15 protein-coding genes are annotated in these 15,062 nt (G+C 67.2%); 5 read left to right on the forward strand and 10 right to left on the reverse strand.

Annotated elements, in window-relative coordinates:
- Positions 1-85 precede the first annotated feature (85 nt).
- Positions 86-1,501, forward strand: a complete 1,416-nt coding sequence (locus tag ACJRPG_RS04675; protein WP_407998880.1) for an OmpP1/FadL family transporter — start codon at positions 86-88, stop codon at positions 1,499-1,501.
- 130 nt (positions 1,502-1,631) lie between these two features.
- On the opposite strand, the gene ACJRPG_RS04680 is transcribed toward ACJRPG_RS04675, so the two are convergent.
- The 4 genes from ACJRPG_RS04680 to ACJRPG_RS04695 form a co-directional block, all read right to left on the reverse strand.
- Positions 1,632-2,075, reverse strand: coding sequence for a hypothetical protein (locus ACJRPG_RS04680; protein ID WP_407998881.1), 444 nt, complete (start codon positions 2,073-2,075; stop codon positions 1,632-1,634).
- 98 nt (positions 2,076-2,173) lie between these two features.
- A complete protein-coding gene (locus ACJRPG_RS04685) occupies positions 2,174-3,100 on the reverse strand; it encodes an NAD(P)H-hydrate dehydratase (RefSeq protein WP_407998882.1) in 927 nt (308 codons plus the stop codon).
- Between the two features lie 8 nt (positions 3,101-3,108).
- Positions 3,109-3,873: a histidine phosphatase family protein gene (locus ACJRPG_RS04690; RefSeq protein ID WP_407998883.1), complete on the reverse strand. Its 765-nt coding sequence runs from the start codon at positions 3,871-3,873 to the stop codon at positions 3,109-3,111.
- An 85-nt stretch (positions 3,874-3,958) separates the two neighbouring features.
- Positions 3,959-5,359, reverse strand: a complete 1,401-nt coding sequence (locus tag ACJRPG_RS04695) for an L-cystine transporter (RefSeq protein WP_407998884.1) — start codon at positions 5,357-5,359, stop codon at positions 3,959-3,961.
- A gap of 131 nt (positions 5,360-5,490) precedes the next feature.
- Here ACJRPG_RS04695 and ACJRPG_RS04700 point away from each other — a divergent pair, with 131 nt between their 5' ends.
- Positions 5,491-6,006 (forward strand): hypothetical protein, encoded by a 516-nt coding sequence (locus ACJRPG_RS04700; RefSeq protein WP_407998885.1) that lies wholly within the window; start codon positions 5,491-5,493, stop codon positions 6,004-6,006.
- On the opposite strand, the gene ACJRPG_RS04705 is transcribed toward ACJRPG_RS04700, so the two are convergent.
- The 5 genes from ACJRPG_RS04705 to ACJRPG_RS04725 form a co-directional block, all read right to left on the reverse strand.
- Entirely contained in the window at positions 6,007-6,663 is a 657-nt protein-coding gene (locus tag ACJRPG_RS04705) for a thiol:disulfide interchange protein DsbA/DsbL (protein WP_407998886.1), read from the reverse strand.
- A 62-nt stretch (positions 6,664-6,725) separates the two neighbouring features.
- A complete protein-coding gene (locus tag ACJRPG_RS04710) occupies positions 6,726-6,923 on the reverse strand; it encodes a DUF2970 domain-containing protein (protein ID WP_407998887.1) in 198 nt (65 codons plus the stop codon).
- Positions 6,924-6,986: 63 nt separating this feature from the next.
- Positions 6,987-8,276, reverse strand: a complete 1,290-nt coding sequence (locus ACJRPG_RS04715; RefSeq protein WP_407998888.1) for a hybrid sensor histidine kinase/response regulator — start codon at positions 8,274-8,276, stop codon at positions 6,987-6,989.
- Between the two features lies 1 nt (position 8,277).
- Positions 8,278-9,744 (reverse strand): ATPase domain-containing protein, encoded by a 1,467-nt coding sequence (locus ACJRPG_RS04720; RefSeq protein ID WP_407998889.1) that lies wholly within the window; start codon positions 9,742-9,744, stop codon positions 8,278-8,280.
- Positions 9,741-10,130, reverse strand: a complete 390-nt coding sequence (locus ACJRPG_RS04725) for a hypothetical protein (RefSeq protein WP_407998890.1) — start codon at positions 10,128-10,130, stop codon at positions 9,741-9,743. Before ACJRPG_RS04725 ends, ACJRPG_RS04720 begins: the two co-directional genes overlap by 4 nt.
- Positions 10,131-10,495: 365 nt before the next feature.
- Between ACJRPG_RS04725 and ACJRPG_RS04730 the strand changes: the two genes are divergently transcribed.
- From ACJRPG_RS04730 to ACJRPG_RS04740, 3 genes are read left to right on the forward strand one after another with little or no spacing between them, the layout of a single operon-like run.
- Complete coding sequence (locus ACJRPG_RS04730) at positions 10,496-12,112, forward strand: diguanylate cyclase domain-containing protein (protein ID WP_407998891.1); 1,617 nt, start codon at positions 10,496-10,498, stop codon at positions 12,110-12,112.
- Between the two features lie 35 nt (positions 12,113-12,147).
- A complete protein-coding gene (locus ACJRPG_RS04735; protein ID WP_407998892.1) occupies positions 12,148-14,088 on the forward strand; it encodes a helicase-related protein in 1,941 nt (646 codons plus the stop codon).
- Positions 14,085-14,375, forward strand: a complete 291-nt coding sequence (locus ACJRPG_RS04740) for a hypothetical protein (protein ID WP_407998893.1) — start codon at positions 14,085-14,087, stop codon at positions 14,373-14,375. Before ACJRPG_RS04735 ends, ACJRPG_RS04740 begins: the two co-directional genes overlap by 4 nt.
- A gap of 65 nt (positions 14,376-14,440) precedes the next feature.
- Here ACJRPG_RS04740 and ACJRPG_RS04745 read toward each other — a convergent pair whose 3' ends face one another.
- Positions 14,441-14,896 (reverse strand): Ohr family peroxiredoxin, encoded by a 456-nt coding sequence (locus ACJRPG_RS04745; RefSeq protein WP_407998894.1) that lies wholly within the window; start codon positions 14,894-14,896, stop codon positions 14,441-14,443.
- Between the last annotated feature and the right edge of the window lie 166 nt (positions 14,897-15,062).

Below are 15,062 nucleotides of genomic sequence, written 5' to 3' on the forward strand. Positions count from 1 at the left end.
AAGTTCACAAATGTAGTATGCTTCGGCCCTTGCCGCGCCGGGGACCGGGGCGGCTCCATGACAAGCATAAGATTGTGAGACTTATATGAACCAGAAATTCCTGTCGCTGGCCGTAGCCGCGGCCCTCGCCGCCGTTTCCGCCACCGCCGCCGCATCCGGCTACCGCTTCGGCTCCCAGAGCGTGTCCTCGCAGGGCACGGCCGAATCGAATGGCGCCGAAGCGGCCGACGCATCGACCATTTTCGCCAACCCGGCCGGCCTGAGCCGCCTGCAGGGCCAGCAGTTCTCCGGCGGCATTACCGCCGTGGTGCCGCACTCCACCTTCAACGACAGCGGCTCGCGCCGCTTCACCGGCGCCAGCACCGGCGGCCTGGCAGCGCAGGACGACTACGCGCCGAACGCGGTGGCCGCGCCCTCGCTGTACTACAGCCGCCAGCTGAACAGCCAGTGGACCGCCGGCCTGGGCATCTTCGTCCCTTACGGCACCAAGCTGGACTACGACAACAACTGGTCCGGCCGCTACGCGCTGACCAATATCAAGCTGGAAGCCCTGACCCTGAATCCCTCGGTCGCCTTCAAGCTCGATGAACGCCATTCCTTCGGCTTCGGTCTGAGCGCCGAGTTCATGAAGGCCGAGCTGGGCCAGGGCGTGGACGTGCCGGGCACCATCGCGGCGCTGAGCGGCTCCTCGCAGGGCATCGCGCTGGCGCGCCAGATCGCGCTGCTGGGCGGTAACGCAGCGCTGCTGGCGAACACCAAGGACGCGCACGGTTCCAACGACGGCAAGGACTGGGGCTTCGGCTTCAATGTGGGCTACCTGTTCAACCTGGACGCCAACACCCGCTTCGGCATTGCGTACCGCTCCTCGGTTTCGCACAAGCTGCGCGGCAGCACGGTATGGGACTTCTCCACCGTGACCACCGACCCGGTCGTCAACAAGGTGCTGCAGGCCACGGCCAACAAGTTCAACTCGGCCGCGCTGGTGGAACTGAAAACGCCTGAGACCCTGTCCGTGAACGGCTTCCACCAGTTCAACGACAAGTGGGCCGGCATGGCCGACGTGACCTGGACTCGCAACTCGCGCATGCAGAACATCAATATCCAGTTCCCCGGCACCGATGAGGGCGACGAAGTGATCCGCCAGAACTGGAAGAACACGGTGCGCGTGTCGCTGGGCGCGAACTACAAGCTGAACGACAACGTCACGCTGCGCGGCGGTATCGCGCATGACGATTCGCCGGTACGCAGCGACGAGCTGCGCCATCCGGCGCTGCCGGACGCGGACCGCCTGCAGCTTTCCTTCGGCGCCAACTGGAAGCTGAGCCCGAACTCCTCGGTCGACCTGGCCTACAGCTACCTGGACTTCAAGGATGCCAACGGCAACTACAAGAACAACTGCTCGCCGGTGACGCACGGCTGCACCGGCAACGGTGAACTGACGCGCGGCACCTGGCAGACCCATATGCAGCTGGTCGGCCTGTCCTACAACTACAAGTTCTGAACCGATGTCGTTCCCGCGGATGCGGGAACCCAGGAGTGCTGTGGCACGCCCCTGGGGCCCCGCATCCGCGGGGACGACGCTGCAACGAAGACGGCGCCTGCGGCGCCGTTTTTTTTTGCCCGCGCGGCGCTTAACGGCGCGGCGTAGTGTTGGTGTTGCCGGTGCCGGTAGTGCCGGTCATGCCGGAGGAGTCGGTCGCGCCGGCCGAGCCGGAACCGGTGGCGCCGGTGCCCGAAGTGCCGGAGCTGCCGGGCGTAGTGCCCGTGGCGCCCGTGCTGCCGCCGGCATCGCTTGGCGTGCCGGTGCCGCCCGTGGTGCCCGCAGCGCCGCCGGTGGCGCCGGATTCGCTATTGCCGGCGCCGGTGCCGGTGCCGGCCCCGGTACCCGTCGCGTCCGGCGTGGTGGCGGTGCCGGTGCCGCCCGTATCCGGCGTGGTGGCCGGGGTGGTGGCGGCCGGCGTGGCCGTGTCGGCCGGCGTGGTGCTGGTGTCGGTTGCACGGTCCTTGCAGCCGGCGAGGGCAGTGGCCAGCAGGCCTGCCAGGAGCAGGGCGGAAGGTTTATGTAGCGTGGTCATGATCATTCCTTTCATCGTGGTTTCAGGTCTGTCGTTCTTCGACCGCTTGCAGCGCCCGCAGTTTCCTTGCCTTGCGAAATAAGACCGTGTGGCGCGGCCTATGCGGGAGCGAGGGTGCGCAGCAGCGCCGGCACCTCGGCAGAAATTTCGCGCGCCAGATAACCCAGCACGCCGAAGCGGAGAGAAAGCTGCTCGCCGGCGGAAGCATGCAGCGCCACGCCCCAGGCCGCAGCCTGTTCGAGCGTGGCGCCGCGCGCCGCCAGTCCGGCGATGATGCCGGCCAGGGTGTCCCCCGAACCGGAGATGGCCAGGCCGACGTTGCCGCCCTGGTGTTGCCACAATGCGCCGCCCGGGGCGGCGATGACAGTGGTAGCGCCCTTCAATGCCACCACAGCATTCCATGCGTCCGCAGCCTGCCTGGCGGCCTGCTGCGGATCCTTATTGATATCGTCCTTGCTGCGCCCGCTCAGGTGGGCCAGCTCGCCGGCGTGCGGCGTCAGCAGCACCGGCTCGCCGAAGCGGAAATGTTCGCGCTCGCTGGCTTCTTCCAGCAGGTGCGGTTCGCGGCCCGGCCGCACGGCGCCCATGGCCGCGGCATCGATGACGATGCGTGTGCCGCTGAAGCGCGGCAGCAGGGCCCGCACCAGTTCGGCCGCCGCCGCATCGTCCTGCATGCCGGGCCCGACAAGCAGGGCATCGGCCTTGCCGTGCAGCTCGGCCAGCCTGCGCGCCGCTTCCATGGTAAAACCGCCGCCGGCCGTTTCGGCCAGCCCGATCACGCGTGATTCCGGAATCGCCAGCGCCACCAGCGGCGCCACGCTGGCGGCCGTGGCAATGGTCAGCTTGCCCGCGCCGGCGCGCAGCGCGGCCGTGGCGGCCAGGATCACGGCGCCCGGCATTTCGCGCGAGCCGCCCACAATCAGGATATGGCCGCGCACTTCCTTGTCGCCATCGAAGGAGGGCTGGGGCAGCGGCCACTCGCGCAGCACGGCGGCAGTGATGTCGGTAAGGGCAGCGCGCTTCATGGCCGGCCTCAGGATTTCGGCGCGGCCGGAATATCCGGCCTGGCAGTGACCGGCGTGCCGCTTTCGGTCAGCGGCGCGACAAAGTTCTCCAGCTGCAGCACCAGCTTGCCGCGCTTGCCCGCCTGCGGGTCGAAAGCATAGGAGGTCACGCCGCAGTTGGGCACGTCGGCCTGGCGGTCGATGCCGAGGATTTCCGCCTCGTCCATGCGCTCCAGCAGGTAGCGCATGCAGTTCACGATGACCTGGTGGCCGACGATGAGCACGCGCTCGCCGCGGTATTCGCGCGTGATGGTGTCGAGCACGCTGCGCAGGCGCAGGATCACGTCGCACCAGCTCTCGCCGCCCGGCGGCCGGAAATAGAACTTGCCCACGTGGCGGCGCTGCGCATGCAGTTCGGGATATCTGTCGGCGATGCCGAGCGGGGTGAGGCGGTCCACGATGCCGAACTCTTTCTCGCGCAGGCGCTCGTCGGCCACGCTGCCCAGCAGGCTGTCGCGGCCAAGCGCCTCAATGATGGCCTGCGCCGTGCCGCGCGCCCGCACATAGGGCGAATACAGCACCACATTGGGCCGCTGCGCTTCCGGCATGGCGGCGAACCATTGCGCCAGCGCCTGCGCCTGCTGCACGCCCAGTTCGGACAGGGGCACATCCATATCGCGCTCGGCGATATCGATGAGGAATTCCGATGCCGCCTCGGCTGCCTCGCGCGCAACATTGCCAGCGCTTTGCCCGTGCCGCACCACCCAGATCTGTTGAGGCCACTTCTGTTCCATCGATTCGCATCCGTCCCGGAGATGGACGAATACTAGACGAATCGCTCAAAGGGCGGCGCAAGCAAACGAAGCGGACCCTGCCAGCTCAGGCGGCCTGCGCGTCCGTATCGCTTTCCAGTTCGGCATCGGTGGCGAACACCGCCATATCGCTTTCGCCGAGCACGCGGCTGGTGACGGTGCCGGCCGTGATGGAGCCGCTGACGTTGAGCGCCGTGCGGCCCATGTCGATCAGCGGTTCGATGGAGATCAGCAGGCCGGCCAGCGCCACCGGCAGGTTCATGGTGGACAGCACGATCAGCGCGGCAAAGGTGGCGCCGCCGCCCACGCCCGCCACGCCGACGGAACCGATGGTGATGACGGCCAGCAGCGGCAGCAGGAAGGCAGCCGTGAAGGGATCGATGCCCACCGTGGGGGCAATCATCACCGCCAGCATGGCCGGGTAGATGCCCGCGCAGCCGTTCTGGCCGATGGTGGCGCCGAAGGACGCGGCGAAATTGGCGATGCCTTCCGGCGTGCCGAGGCGGCGCGTCTGCGTCTGCACGCTGAGCGGAATGGCGCCCGCGCTGCTGCGCGAGGTGAAGGCAAAGGTGAGCACGGGCAGCAGCTTCTTCGCGTAGCGCAGCGGGTTCAGGCCCACGCCCGCCACCAGGAGCAGGTGCACGCCGAACATCAGCAGCAGCGCCGCATAGGAAGCGATGACAAAGCTCAGCAGGTTGAGGATGTCCTGGTAGCTGGAGCCGGCCACCAGGTTGGCGATCAGCGCGAAGATGCCGTAAGGCGTCAGCCGCAACACCAGGGTGACGATGCGCATCACGATGGCATGCGCCACTTTCACGAAATGGTCGAAGCTGGTGAACAGCTCCGGCTTCTTGTCCGCGATGCCGTGCGCCGCGATGCCGATGAAGACGGCAAAGATCACCACCGCGATGGTCGAGGTCTTGCGCGCCCCCGTCAGGTCGAGGAAGGGATTGGCGGGCAGGAAGCTGAGGATCATGTTCGGCAGCGTGATGGCCTGCGCGTCGGCCAGCTTGCCTTCCAGGTAGGTGCCGCGCGCGATCTCGGCGGCGTTCGCCGCCAGGCCTGCGGCGTTCAGGCCGAACAGCTTGGCCATCAAAATGCCGATCAGCGCCGCCACCGCCGTGGTGGCCATCAGGATGCCGATGGTCAGCGCACTGATGCGGCCCAGCGCGCCGGCGTTGCGCAGCTTGAGGATGGCGGACACGATGGATACCAGGATCAGCGGCATCACGATCATCTGCAGCAGCTTCACATAGCCGCTGCCGACGATGTCGAGATAGGCGGCGGTCTGCTTGATGGCGGCGTGGCCGGCGCCGTAACAGGCCTGCAGCGCGGCGCCGAACAGCAGGCCCACGCCGAGCGCCGTAAACACGCGCACGGTAAAGCTGGCGTGGCGCCGCTGCTGGGTGGCCAGCAGGGCGAGCAGCAGCGCAGCCAGCGCCAGGTTGAACAGGGCAGGAAGGGACATCGGGATTCTCTCTTGGAAATCTTATTGCCCGATTCTATAGGAATAAACCGAAATACGAGGGGCTGGAGCGCGCCGTCCGGCCGCAATTGATGAGAATATTTCCGCATAAGCTTAGAAAAGGAATTCCGGCTATGCGTTTATTACAGAGGCTGTTCGGCGCCGGTTATGTGGCGGCGTCGCTGTTCTTTCTCGTGTGCGGCGTGGCGCTGCTGCTGATGGCCGCCTGGGAGATCTGGCTGGCGCTGGCGCCGGTGGCCGAGGAGCAGGCGCAGCCGCGCTTCGTCAAGATCCTGGAAGCGGTCGGCCTGCTGACCATCGGCGTGGCGGCCTTCGAACTGGGCCAGACGGTGCTGGAGGAAGAGGTGCAGCGCGAAGCCAGCCTGGGCACGCCGACGCGGGCGCGGCGCTTCCTGTCGCGCTTCCTGATCGTGGTGGTGGTGTCGCTGTCGATCGAATGCCTGGTGTCGGCCTTTCAATCGCTGCACGGCAGGCCGGAGCTGCTGCCGCATGCGGGCGTGATCGGCCTGTGCGCGGCGCTGCTGCTGCTGGCCTGGGGCACCTTCGTACGGCTGAATATACCGGCCGAACACCTGGAACCGCAGGCCATGCAGGAGGCGCAGGCCGAGGATACGAAAGTGGAAACCTGATTACTTGCGCGACATCGCCACCAGCGCGTCCAGCACCTGCATGGTGGCCATGCCGGCATTGGCGTTGGTGACGCCGGGATTGCTCTTGCCGATCAGCTCCGGGCTGGTCAGGTAGCGGCCGTTCACGATCAGGGTCGGCGTGCTGTTGACCGTGTAGGCGGCGGCCACCTTGCCGAGGCCGCGCAGGCGCGTCACCACGCCGAAGGAATTGTAGACGCTGGTGAACTTCGCCTTGTCGATGCCGTTCTTCACGGCCCAGTCGAGGTTGTCCTCGTCCGAGCGCAGCTGCTTGCGCTGCACATGCCAGGTGTGCAGCACCTTGTCGTGCAGGCTGTCTTCCAGCTTCATCGCGTCCAGCGTGAGGAACAGGTGGGCTTCCGGATCATTGGGGCCGGTCAGCGGCAGGTGGATGCGGCGGAACGTGACCTTGTCGGCATTCTTCGCGGCCCATTCCTTGATGGTGGGTTCCAGCATGTAGCAGGCCGGGCAGTGATACATGAAGAACTCCACCACTTCCACCTTGCCGGGCGCGGCCTGGGTGGCCTGCGGCGCGGGCAGGGTGCGGTATTCGGCGCCGTCTTTCGGCGCGGTGGGGGACGCAAAGGCGGAGGAGGCCAGCAGGCCGGCGCCGAGCAGCAGGGCGGGGATGAAACGCATGAATATCCTTTAAGTCGATGGTGCCATATGGTGACACGCTATCGGCCCCCTCGCAACCGTGCTCAGACCGCCAGCCGCACCGCGCCCATCAGCAGGATGATGAACAGCGCCACGCCGATCAGGCCGCCCGCGATCACGTAGAGCGGGTTCATCGCCCCCACGTCCTCGTCGAAATCGCGCTTGCGGCGCAGGCCGACGAAGGACCAGGCCACCGCGCCCAGGGTCTGCAGGAAACTGCGTTGGGTAGTTGATTTGTCCATGGCCCGATTGTGCCCCGGCCGGCGGCCGCTGAACAGGCTCAGATGCGGCCGGGATCGACCGTATCAGACGGCTTGCAGGTGGGCCAGCACGGCGTTGGCCGCCAGCGCCGCCAGCAGGGCGCCGGGCGACACCGGTTTCACCAGGTAGTGGTTGAAGCCGGCCGCCAGCGCGCGTGCACGGTCGGCATCCTGTCCGTAGCCGGACAGGGCGATGGTGTACGGCCGGGCGCCCTCGGGCGAGGCGCGCAGGGCGCGCATCAGCTGCAGGCCGTCCAGTCCCGGCAGGCCGATATCGCAGATGATGATTTCATAGCCGCCGCGCTGGGCCAGCGCCAGGCCGCCATGGCCGTCGTAGGCGATGTCCACCGCGTGCTGGTCCAGGGCCAGGAAGGCGGCCAGGGTCTCGGCCGCATCGCGGTTGTCTTCCACCAGCAGCACCCGGCGCGCTGCCGGGGCGGCGGCGGCCGGCTGCAGCGGCGGCGCGGCCGGCGCGGGACCGGCGGCGGCCGGCAGCGTGACCGTGAAGGTGCTGCCGCTGCCGGCGCCGGCGCTGTGCGCGCTGACCTGGCCGCCATGCATCTGCACCAGGTTGCGCACCACGTTCAGGCCGATGCCCAGGCCGCCTTCGGCCCGGTCCAGGGAGCGCGGGCCCTGGGTGAAGAGATCGAAGATATGGGGCAGCACCTCGGCCGTAATGCCGGTGCCGTTGTCGCGCACGGTGATGGCGACCTGGTCCTCCACCAGCTCGGCCAGCAGGTGGATCTCGCCGCCGTCCGGGGTGTACTTGGAGGCATTGCCGAGCAGGTTGCTGAGCACCTGCGTCAGCCGCACCCGGTCGCCATGCAGCGCCAGCGGGGCGGCGGCCGCATGCACGTGCAGCTGCTGGCGGCGTTCGGCGATGCGCGGCTGCGCCACCTCGACCGCGCGTTCGATCACCTCCGCCAGGTGCAGGGCCTGGCGCTCCAGCGTGATCTTGCCGCTGCTGATGCGCGCCGCATCCAGCAGGTCGTCCAGCAGGCGCGCCATGTGTTCGACCTGGCGGCTGATGATGGTGCGCAGCTGGGACAGCTCCGCGTTCGCATCCGGCACCCGCTCCAGGATGGCGGCCGCGGTGCTGATCGGCGCCAGCGGGTTGCGCAGCTCGTGCGCCAGCATCGCGAGGAACTCGTTCTGGCGCCGGTTCGCTGCTTCCGCCTCGTCCTGCTGCGTCTGGGCGCTGACGGTGGCCAGCACCAGGTGTTCGTTGGCTTCGCGCAGCTGGGCAATCATGGCCTGCAGCGCGGAATTTTCAGCGCGGGCGGCAAGCAGCGCGGCGCTATCGGGATCGACGGGAGCTGCTTGCGGCGTCATCATCTCAGCGTCCGCTACGCGGCGACGGGTGCCCTGACAGCATGCCTTCCGCCTGCAGCGGGGAAGGGCCGATTTCAAGTCCCTTGTCCGTGATCTGCAGCAGGCGCAGGTCGGTGCTGTGCGCGCTGCCGCGCACCTTGACCACCGACAGCACTTTTTCCAGCCGCCCGCCTAGTTCCACATAGCGCAGCGCGATGATGGCGTCGGTCAGGAACGCCACCTCCGACTGGCTGAAGCGCAGTTCGGTAAAGCGGTCGTCAATGCCCATGGTCAGCATCACGGTGACGTCCAGCTTGGCCAGCGCGCTGAGGATGCGGAACACGCCCAGGCGCAGGTTGTCGCGGAACTCGGGCGCCAGGTAGAGGCTGAACTCGGACAGCGAATCGATGACCACGCGGCGCGCGCCGGTGCGCTCGACGGTGGTGAGCAGTTCGTCCAGCAGTTCCTCGATGCTGAGGTCCAGCGCGCGGCTCTCCACCACGCTCACATGGCCGGCCTGCACCAGCTCGGCCAGGCGTGCGTTGCGCAGGCGCGAAGTGCCTTTTTCGAAATAGACGGCGACCCCGTGCTCGCCCTGGCGCGCGCCTTCGGCCAGGAACTGGGTGGCCAAAATGGTCTTGCCCGAGCCGGAAGGGCCGGCCACCAGCACCGAGTGCCCTTGCGGGATGCCGCCGTGCAGCAGGGGATCCAGCGTGGCGACGCCGCTCGGGATGCGGCGCACTTCGCGGTCGACCGGATGGCCGGGCAGGCGGTCCTCGGCCAGCGGCGGCAGCAGGCGCGGATAGATATGTACCCCGTCGCCGCTGATGCGGAAGGTATGCGACCCTGCCAGGTGGGCCTGGCCGCGCATTTTGACCACGCGCACCTTGCGCACCACGCTGTTCTGGTCATGGTGCTGCGACAGCGACAGCACGCCATCCGCCACCGTCAGGATGGGGTTGGCGTCCACGTCGGCATGCGCGTATTCGCCGATCAGGAAGCTGGTGGCCTGCCAGCTGGCCATGCGGGTGCCCAGTTCCTGGATGAAGTACTGCAGCTCGGCCACGCCTTCATTGCCGGCGCGCGCCGTCTGCACCACCGAGCGGAAGGAGTCGACAAACACCAGGCCGGGGCCGAAGGACTCCACCTCTTCCATGATGCGCGTGATCACGCCGCGGAAATTCCCGGTGCGCAGGTCCTCGGCCAGGTTCACGTAGCGGATCGAGGAGCCCACCTTGTCCAGCTCGAAGAAGCTGTACTGCTGCTGGTAGCGCAGCATCTTCAGCGGCGGTTCGCCCAGCACCGTGAAGAACAGCGCCTTGCGCTCGGGCGAAGCCAGCGCAAACATGATCTGGTGGGCGAGCGTGGTCTTGCCGCTGCCGGGAGCACCGGCAATCATATTGAACGAGAACTCGCCCAAGCCTCCACCCAGCAGCGTGTCCAGGCCCGGCACCCCGGTGGCCAGCATCCCCAGGCTAACTTTTTCGCTCATTTATTTATGCTCCCTGCGTGTTTCCCGCTTGGACCGGCCGCCCAGGCCGAGTCCAGCAACCGTGTGGTAAGTGCTTCACCGATCATGGCCGACAGCAATGTGATATAGGCCGTCAGCAGCGCCGCGTTGCCCCGCGCTGCCTGGGCCGCATCGACCGAGGCCAGTTTTTCCTCCAGCGTGGTGAGCAGGCCCGCGACCGAGGAGGGGGCCGCGGCGCCGCCCAGCCAGGCATGCTCGGGCCCGCACAGCCGTGAGGCGCGGCCGAACAGGGCGCCGAAGCCGGTCTCGCCGACCAGCGGGCTGAAATGGGTGGCCAGCGTGCGCCATGGCGCAAGCATCTGCGCGCTGCGGGCCGCCGGCGGCAAATCGTCCGGCATGGCGAGCATGGCTGCTATGAGTTGCTGACGTTTATCGGCTTGGTTATCCATGCATGCGGTGTCAGTATAGGAGGTAAGCGAACGCGTCGCAGCACCTTAATGCGGGTCAAGTTCCGGCCCGCGCAGCGCCATTATACCGGTCTGCCGCCTGCTTTATCTTTTCTGCAAGATTAATCGTGCAGCCATTCAATTGTTGCTAAAAATCCACGCTAACTGCAAAGTCGCCATCGCTTTGTGACATTCTGTTAGAATTGCAGTGAGTTAATTTTCCTTTCTGCCGTCTCCGCGCCCAAGCCCGCGCGCCGCCGGCTATTCCGGCCCCGGATCAGCCGGTTGGACAGCAGCGCTGTCCGCCTTGTGTTTCGAGGGTAGGTATGCGATTTCCATTCAATACAGCCAGCGTGAAGTTCCGCATGAGCGCCGTGCTCGGCCTGCTCGTGCTGTTCGCGGCCGGACTTGTCGCGCTCGCTTCGCTTTACTTTGCCGAGCGCCAGATGCGCGCCGTGCTGGGCCAGGAGCAGCTGACCTTGCTGTCCAGCGCCGCCGCCTATATCGACCAGAACCTGAATGCCAAGCGCACCCTGCTGGCAGCCGTGGCCGAACGCGCCGCCCACGACCCTGCGAGCGTGCAGCAGCTGCTGGAGCAGCACCTGACCTTGCGCGAGGAATTCTTCAATGTGGTGGTACTCGACCGGCGCGGCGAACTGATCGGCAACCTGAACGACCGCCGCGAGGTCGGCCAGGGCAATTTTGCCGACCGCGCCTATTTCCGCGATACCGTGGCGGCGCGCGAAGGCCTGATCTCGGCGCCGTTCCGCAGCCAGCTGTCCGGGCGCCGGGTGGTGCTGGTGACGCATCCCGTGTATGACCCCCAGGGGCGTCTGCTGTATGTGCTGTGCGGCGCGATCGACCTGGCGCGGCCGCGTTTCATCGGCCAGATCGAATCGCTCAAGCCCAGCCCTACCAGCTATCTCTTCATGCTGACGAGCGACGGCACCATCATCCACCATCCCAACCGCAGCCGCCTGCTGCGCAAGGTGACGGAGGAGCCGGGCGCGCCGGTGCCGGCCACGCTGGCTGCACTGGGCGGCTGGGAGGGCTGGGCCGAGGGCGAGACCAAGGCGGGCGTGCCGGCGCTGCTGGCCTACAAGCGCCTCCGTGCCGCGGACTGGATCATCGGCGCCGTCTATCCGCTGGACGAGGCTTTCGCGCCCCTGATCGCGCTGCGCCACCACGCGCTGCTGGCTTCGGTAGCGGTGGCCGCGCTGGCGGCGGCGCTGGGCTGGCTTGCGATCCGCTGGATGCTGCAGCCGCTGGCCGTGCTGCGGCGCCAGGTGGCCGGCCTGGCCGAAGGCGAGGGCAGCATCCGCCAGTTCGACGTGGCGCGGCGCGACGAGTTCGGTGAACTGAGCCGCGCCTTTTACGCATTGACGCGGCAGCGCGAGCTGGCCGAAGCCAGCCTGAAGGCGCTGGCGCGCACCGATACTCTGACCGGCATCAGCAACCGCCGCATGTTCGAGGAACTGTTCAGCGCCGCGCTGGCGCGCCAGGCGCGCAGCGGGCTGCCGCTGGGCCTGGCCTATCTGGACATCGACCATTTCAAGCGCATCAACGATACCCATGGCCATGGCGCGGGCGACGAGGTGCTGGTGGAATTTGCCCGCCGCCTGAAAAACGTGGTGCGCGTCAGCGACACCGTGGCGCGGCTGGCGGGCGACGAATTCGTCATCATCTTCGACCAGCTCAGCGGCGAAGCGGAACCGGCGGCGCTGGGCGCCAAGATACTGGCCGCGATGAAGGAACCCTTCACGGCGGGCGGCCTGCGGCTGCCGGTGGGGGCCAGCGTGGGCATCGCCCTGCTGAGCGGCGGCTCGGCCGAGATGGACGAAGTGATACGCACCGCCGACGAAGCCCTGTACGCCGCGAAGGCGGCGGGGCGCCAGCGCTGTGTCGTCAAACGGGTGGCACCCCGGCTGCGCCAGATAGCCTAGCGGCGCGCGCGGCCGGCCCCGGCTAGAATGGCGCCATGAACGCAGAACTGGACGACGACCTGCTGATGCAGGAGCTGGGCCTCGCCGCCCGCAAGGTGGAACTGGTCAAACTGGAAGGGCGCGTGTTCCTGCGCCTGCATGGCACGGTGCGCAGCGCCGGCCTGGAGCTGCCGTATGCGCTGGTGCCGGAGCAGGGCGTGCTCGCCAAGCCGTCCAAGTGGCGCAAGCTGGAACGCGCAGAGCGTGCAGCCCTGCTGCTGCAGCGCGCCAGCCCGGCCGCGGCCCAGGCCCTGCACGACAGCGTGGCGGCTTTCGTGGCCGAACTGGCGGACGATTGCGCCGGACATGGCCTCGATGTGCGCGACTTCCTGCCTGCGCTGGACCAGCTGCAAAGTTCGGAACCGGCCGGCATCGTGTTCGAACGCCTGCGCCAGCGCGTGCAGCATGCCACCGAGCGCCAGCGCGAGGAACAGCATGCGGAGCGCACCCGGCAGAGCATCAACCTGGCTGAATATCCTGCCTCCTTCGAGGTGGCGCGGCGCCTGCCGCGCCGCTTCATTGCGCTGCTGGGGCCCACCAATTCCGGCAAGACCCACAAGGCGATGGAAGCGCTGTCGAAAGCCGGCAGCGGCGTATATCTCGCGCCGCTGCGCCTGCTGGCGCTGGAGAACTACGAACGCCTGCTGGCGGCGCAGCCGCATGGCAGGCCGCTGGCCGTAAGCCTGATCACCGGCGAAGAGCGCCGCATCGCGCCCGATGCCACCCATGTGGCCAGCACCGTGGAAATGCTCGATGTGCGCACGCCGGTGGAGGTGGCCGTGATCGACGAAATCCAGATGCTGTCCGACCGCGACCGCGGCGCCGCCTGGACCGCCGCCGTGTGCGGCGCGCCCGCCCGCACCGTGTACCTGGTGGGCGCACCGGAGGCGCGGCGCGCGATCGAAGCCCTGGCCGAGCGCCTGGAATGCCCGCTGGAAGTGCATGTGCTGAAGCGCAAGGGGCCGCTGGTGGTGGAACCCACCTCGGTGCGCAAGCTGCGTAATGTGCGTGCCGGGGATGCGCTGATCGCCTTCTCGCGCCGCGAGGTGCTGATGTGGCGCGACCTGGTGACGGAGCTGGGCCTGTCCGTGGCCACGGTGTACGGCAACCTGTCGCCGGAGGTGCGGCGCGCGCAGGCGCAGCGCTTCCGCGAGGGCAAGGCGCAGGTGGTGGTGGGAACGGATGCCATTGCCATGGGCCTGAACCTGCCGATCCAGCGCATCGTGATGACCAGCACGGTCAAGTTCAATGGTGTGGAGGAAGAGGAAATTCCCGCCGCGCTGGCACGCCAGATCGCCGGCCGGGCAGGGCGCTACGGCTTGCACGAGGAAGGGCTGGTGGCGGGCTACGACGACGAAACGCACGGCGTGCTGCGCGCGCTGCTGAAAGAAAAGCCGGTGCCGCTCGGCGCCAGCGGCTTTGCCGTGGCGCCCACGCTGGAGCACCTGCACCGCATTGCCGCCGTGACGGGCGAGCAGTCGCTGGCCAAGCTGCTGAAGCGCTTCGTCCACAACATCGATGTGCCGGACGGCTTCTTCTATCCGCGCATCACGGAAGACCAGGCCGAGCGCGCCGCCTGGCTCGATACCCTGCCGCTATCGGTGGCCGACAAATTCACCCTGTCGCTGGTGCCGATCTCGGCCAAGATCGCCAGCCTGCAGAATGCCTGGGAGCACTGGGCGGTGTCGCTCTCGCGCGGCAAGGTCACGCACCTGCGCCCGGAGCAGCAGTCGCTGCACTACCTGAACCTGCAGGAAGTGGAAGACCTGTGCCGCCTGTACTCGGCCTATGCCTGGCTCGGCTACCGCCTGCCGGAATACTTCCCCGATATCGAGGCGGCGCAGCAGCTGTCGCGCGAAGCCTCGGAGCGCGTGGACAGCATCCTGCAGGACCAGAATGCGGCCGCGCGCCAGCGCCATCACAGGAAGTACCGGTGAGCGAAGAGGCGCTCTGTCCCTTGTGCGGGCGCCCGCTGGGGGCGGTCAATATCGACCGCCACCATCTGGTGCCGCGCACTTTCAAGGGACGCGAGCAATTTCCCGTCCATAAGATTTGCCACCGCAAGATCCACTCCGTGCTGAGCGAGCGCGAACTGCTGCAGCACTACCACACCTGGGAAGCGCTGCGCGCCCATCCCGACATCGCCACCTTCATCGCCTGGGTGGCGCGCAAGCCCCCCGGTTTCTGGACCAGCACCGCCACCGCCAAAGGGAAGCGGCGTTGAGCCGCCTGCAGGCTGCAAGCTGACGCGCTCGTGCAAGGCCGCCATCGTGCGCGGCGCTGCAATGCTCAGGCCGTGACGACGTTCAGCACCACATCGATATTGCCCTTGGTGGCTTTCGAGTACGGGCACATGGCGTCCGCGCCGTGGGCGATGGCGGTGGCAAGCTCGTGCGCAATACCGGGCACGATCAGGTTCAGGCGGGCCTGGATGAAGTACTCGTTGCCGCCCAGGCCCAGGTCCACTTCGATTTCCACCGCCGTGTCGGCGGGCAGGGCAACCTTCATCTGCTTGGCCACGATGCCGACCGCCGCGCTGTAGCAGGCCGACCAGGCGCCGGCGAACAGCTGCTCGGCAGTCGGGTGCGCTTCAATGGCGGCAAAGTGGTGCGTGCGCGCGGTGCTGTTGCCGGGGGCGCTCAGCTGGATGTCCAGCTTGCCTTCATGGTTGCCGGAAAAAACGGCGGAATCGCTGCCGGTAGTGCGGGTTTTGCCGGTGGCGAGGACTTTGGTGATTTTGCTCATGATTAGCTCCAGAAAGTATGGATTAAGATCGCATACGATGTAATCGCATTCGATGTGTGAAGTATAGCGGCGTATGTGCCGGTGTCAAGCGTTTTCGATTAAATCGTATGCGATAAAAAATAGTCAAGAAATTGCGTGAAACGAAGTAATAGTGGTGCCACAATAG

Origin of the sequence: Pseudoduganella rhizocola (assembly GCF_045984285.3) — a bacterium.
In the GTDB taxonomy this organism is placed as follows: domain Bacteria; phylum Pseudomonadota; class Gammaproteobacteria; order Burkholderiales; family Burkholderiaceae_D; genus Rugamonas.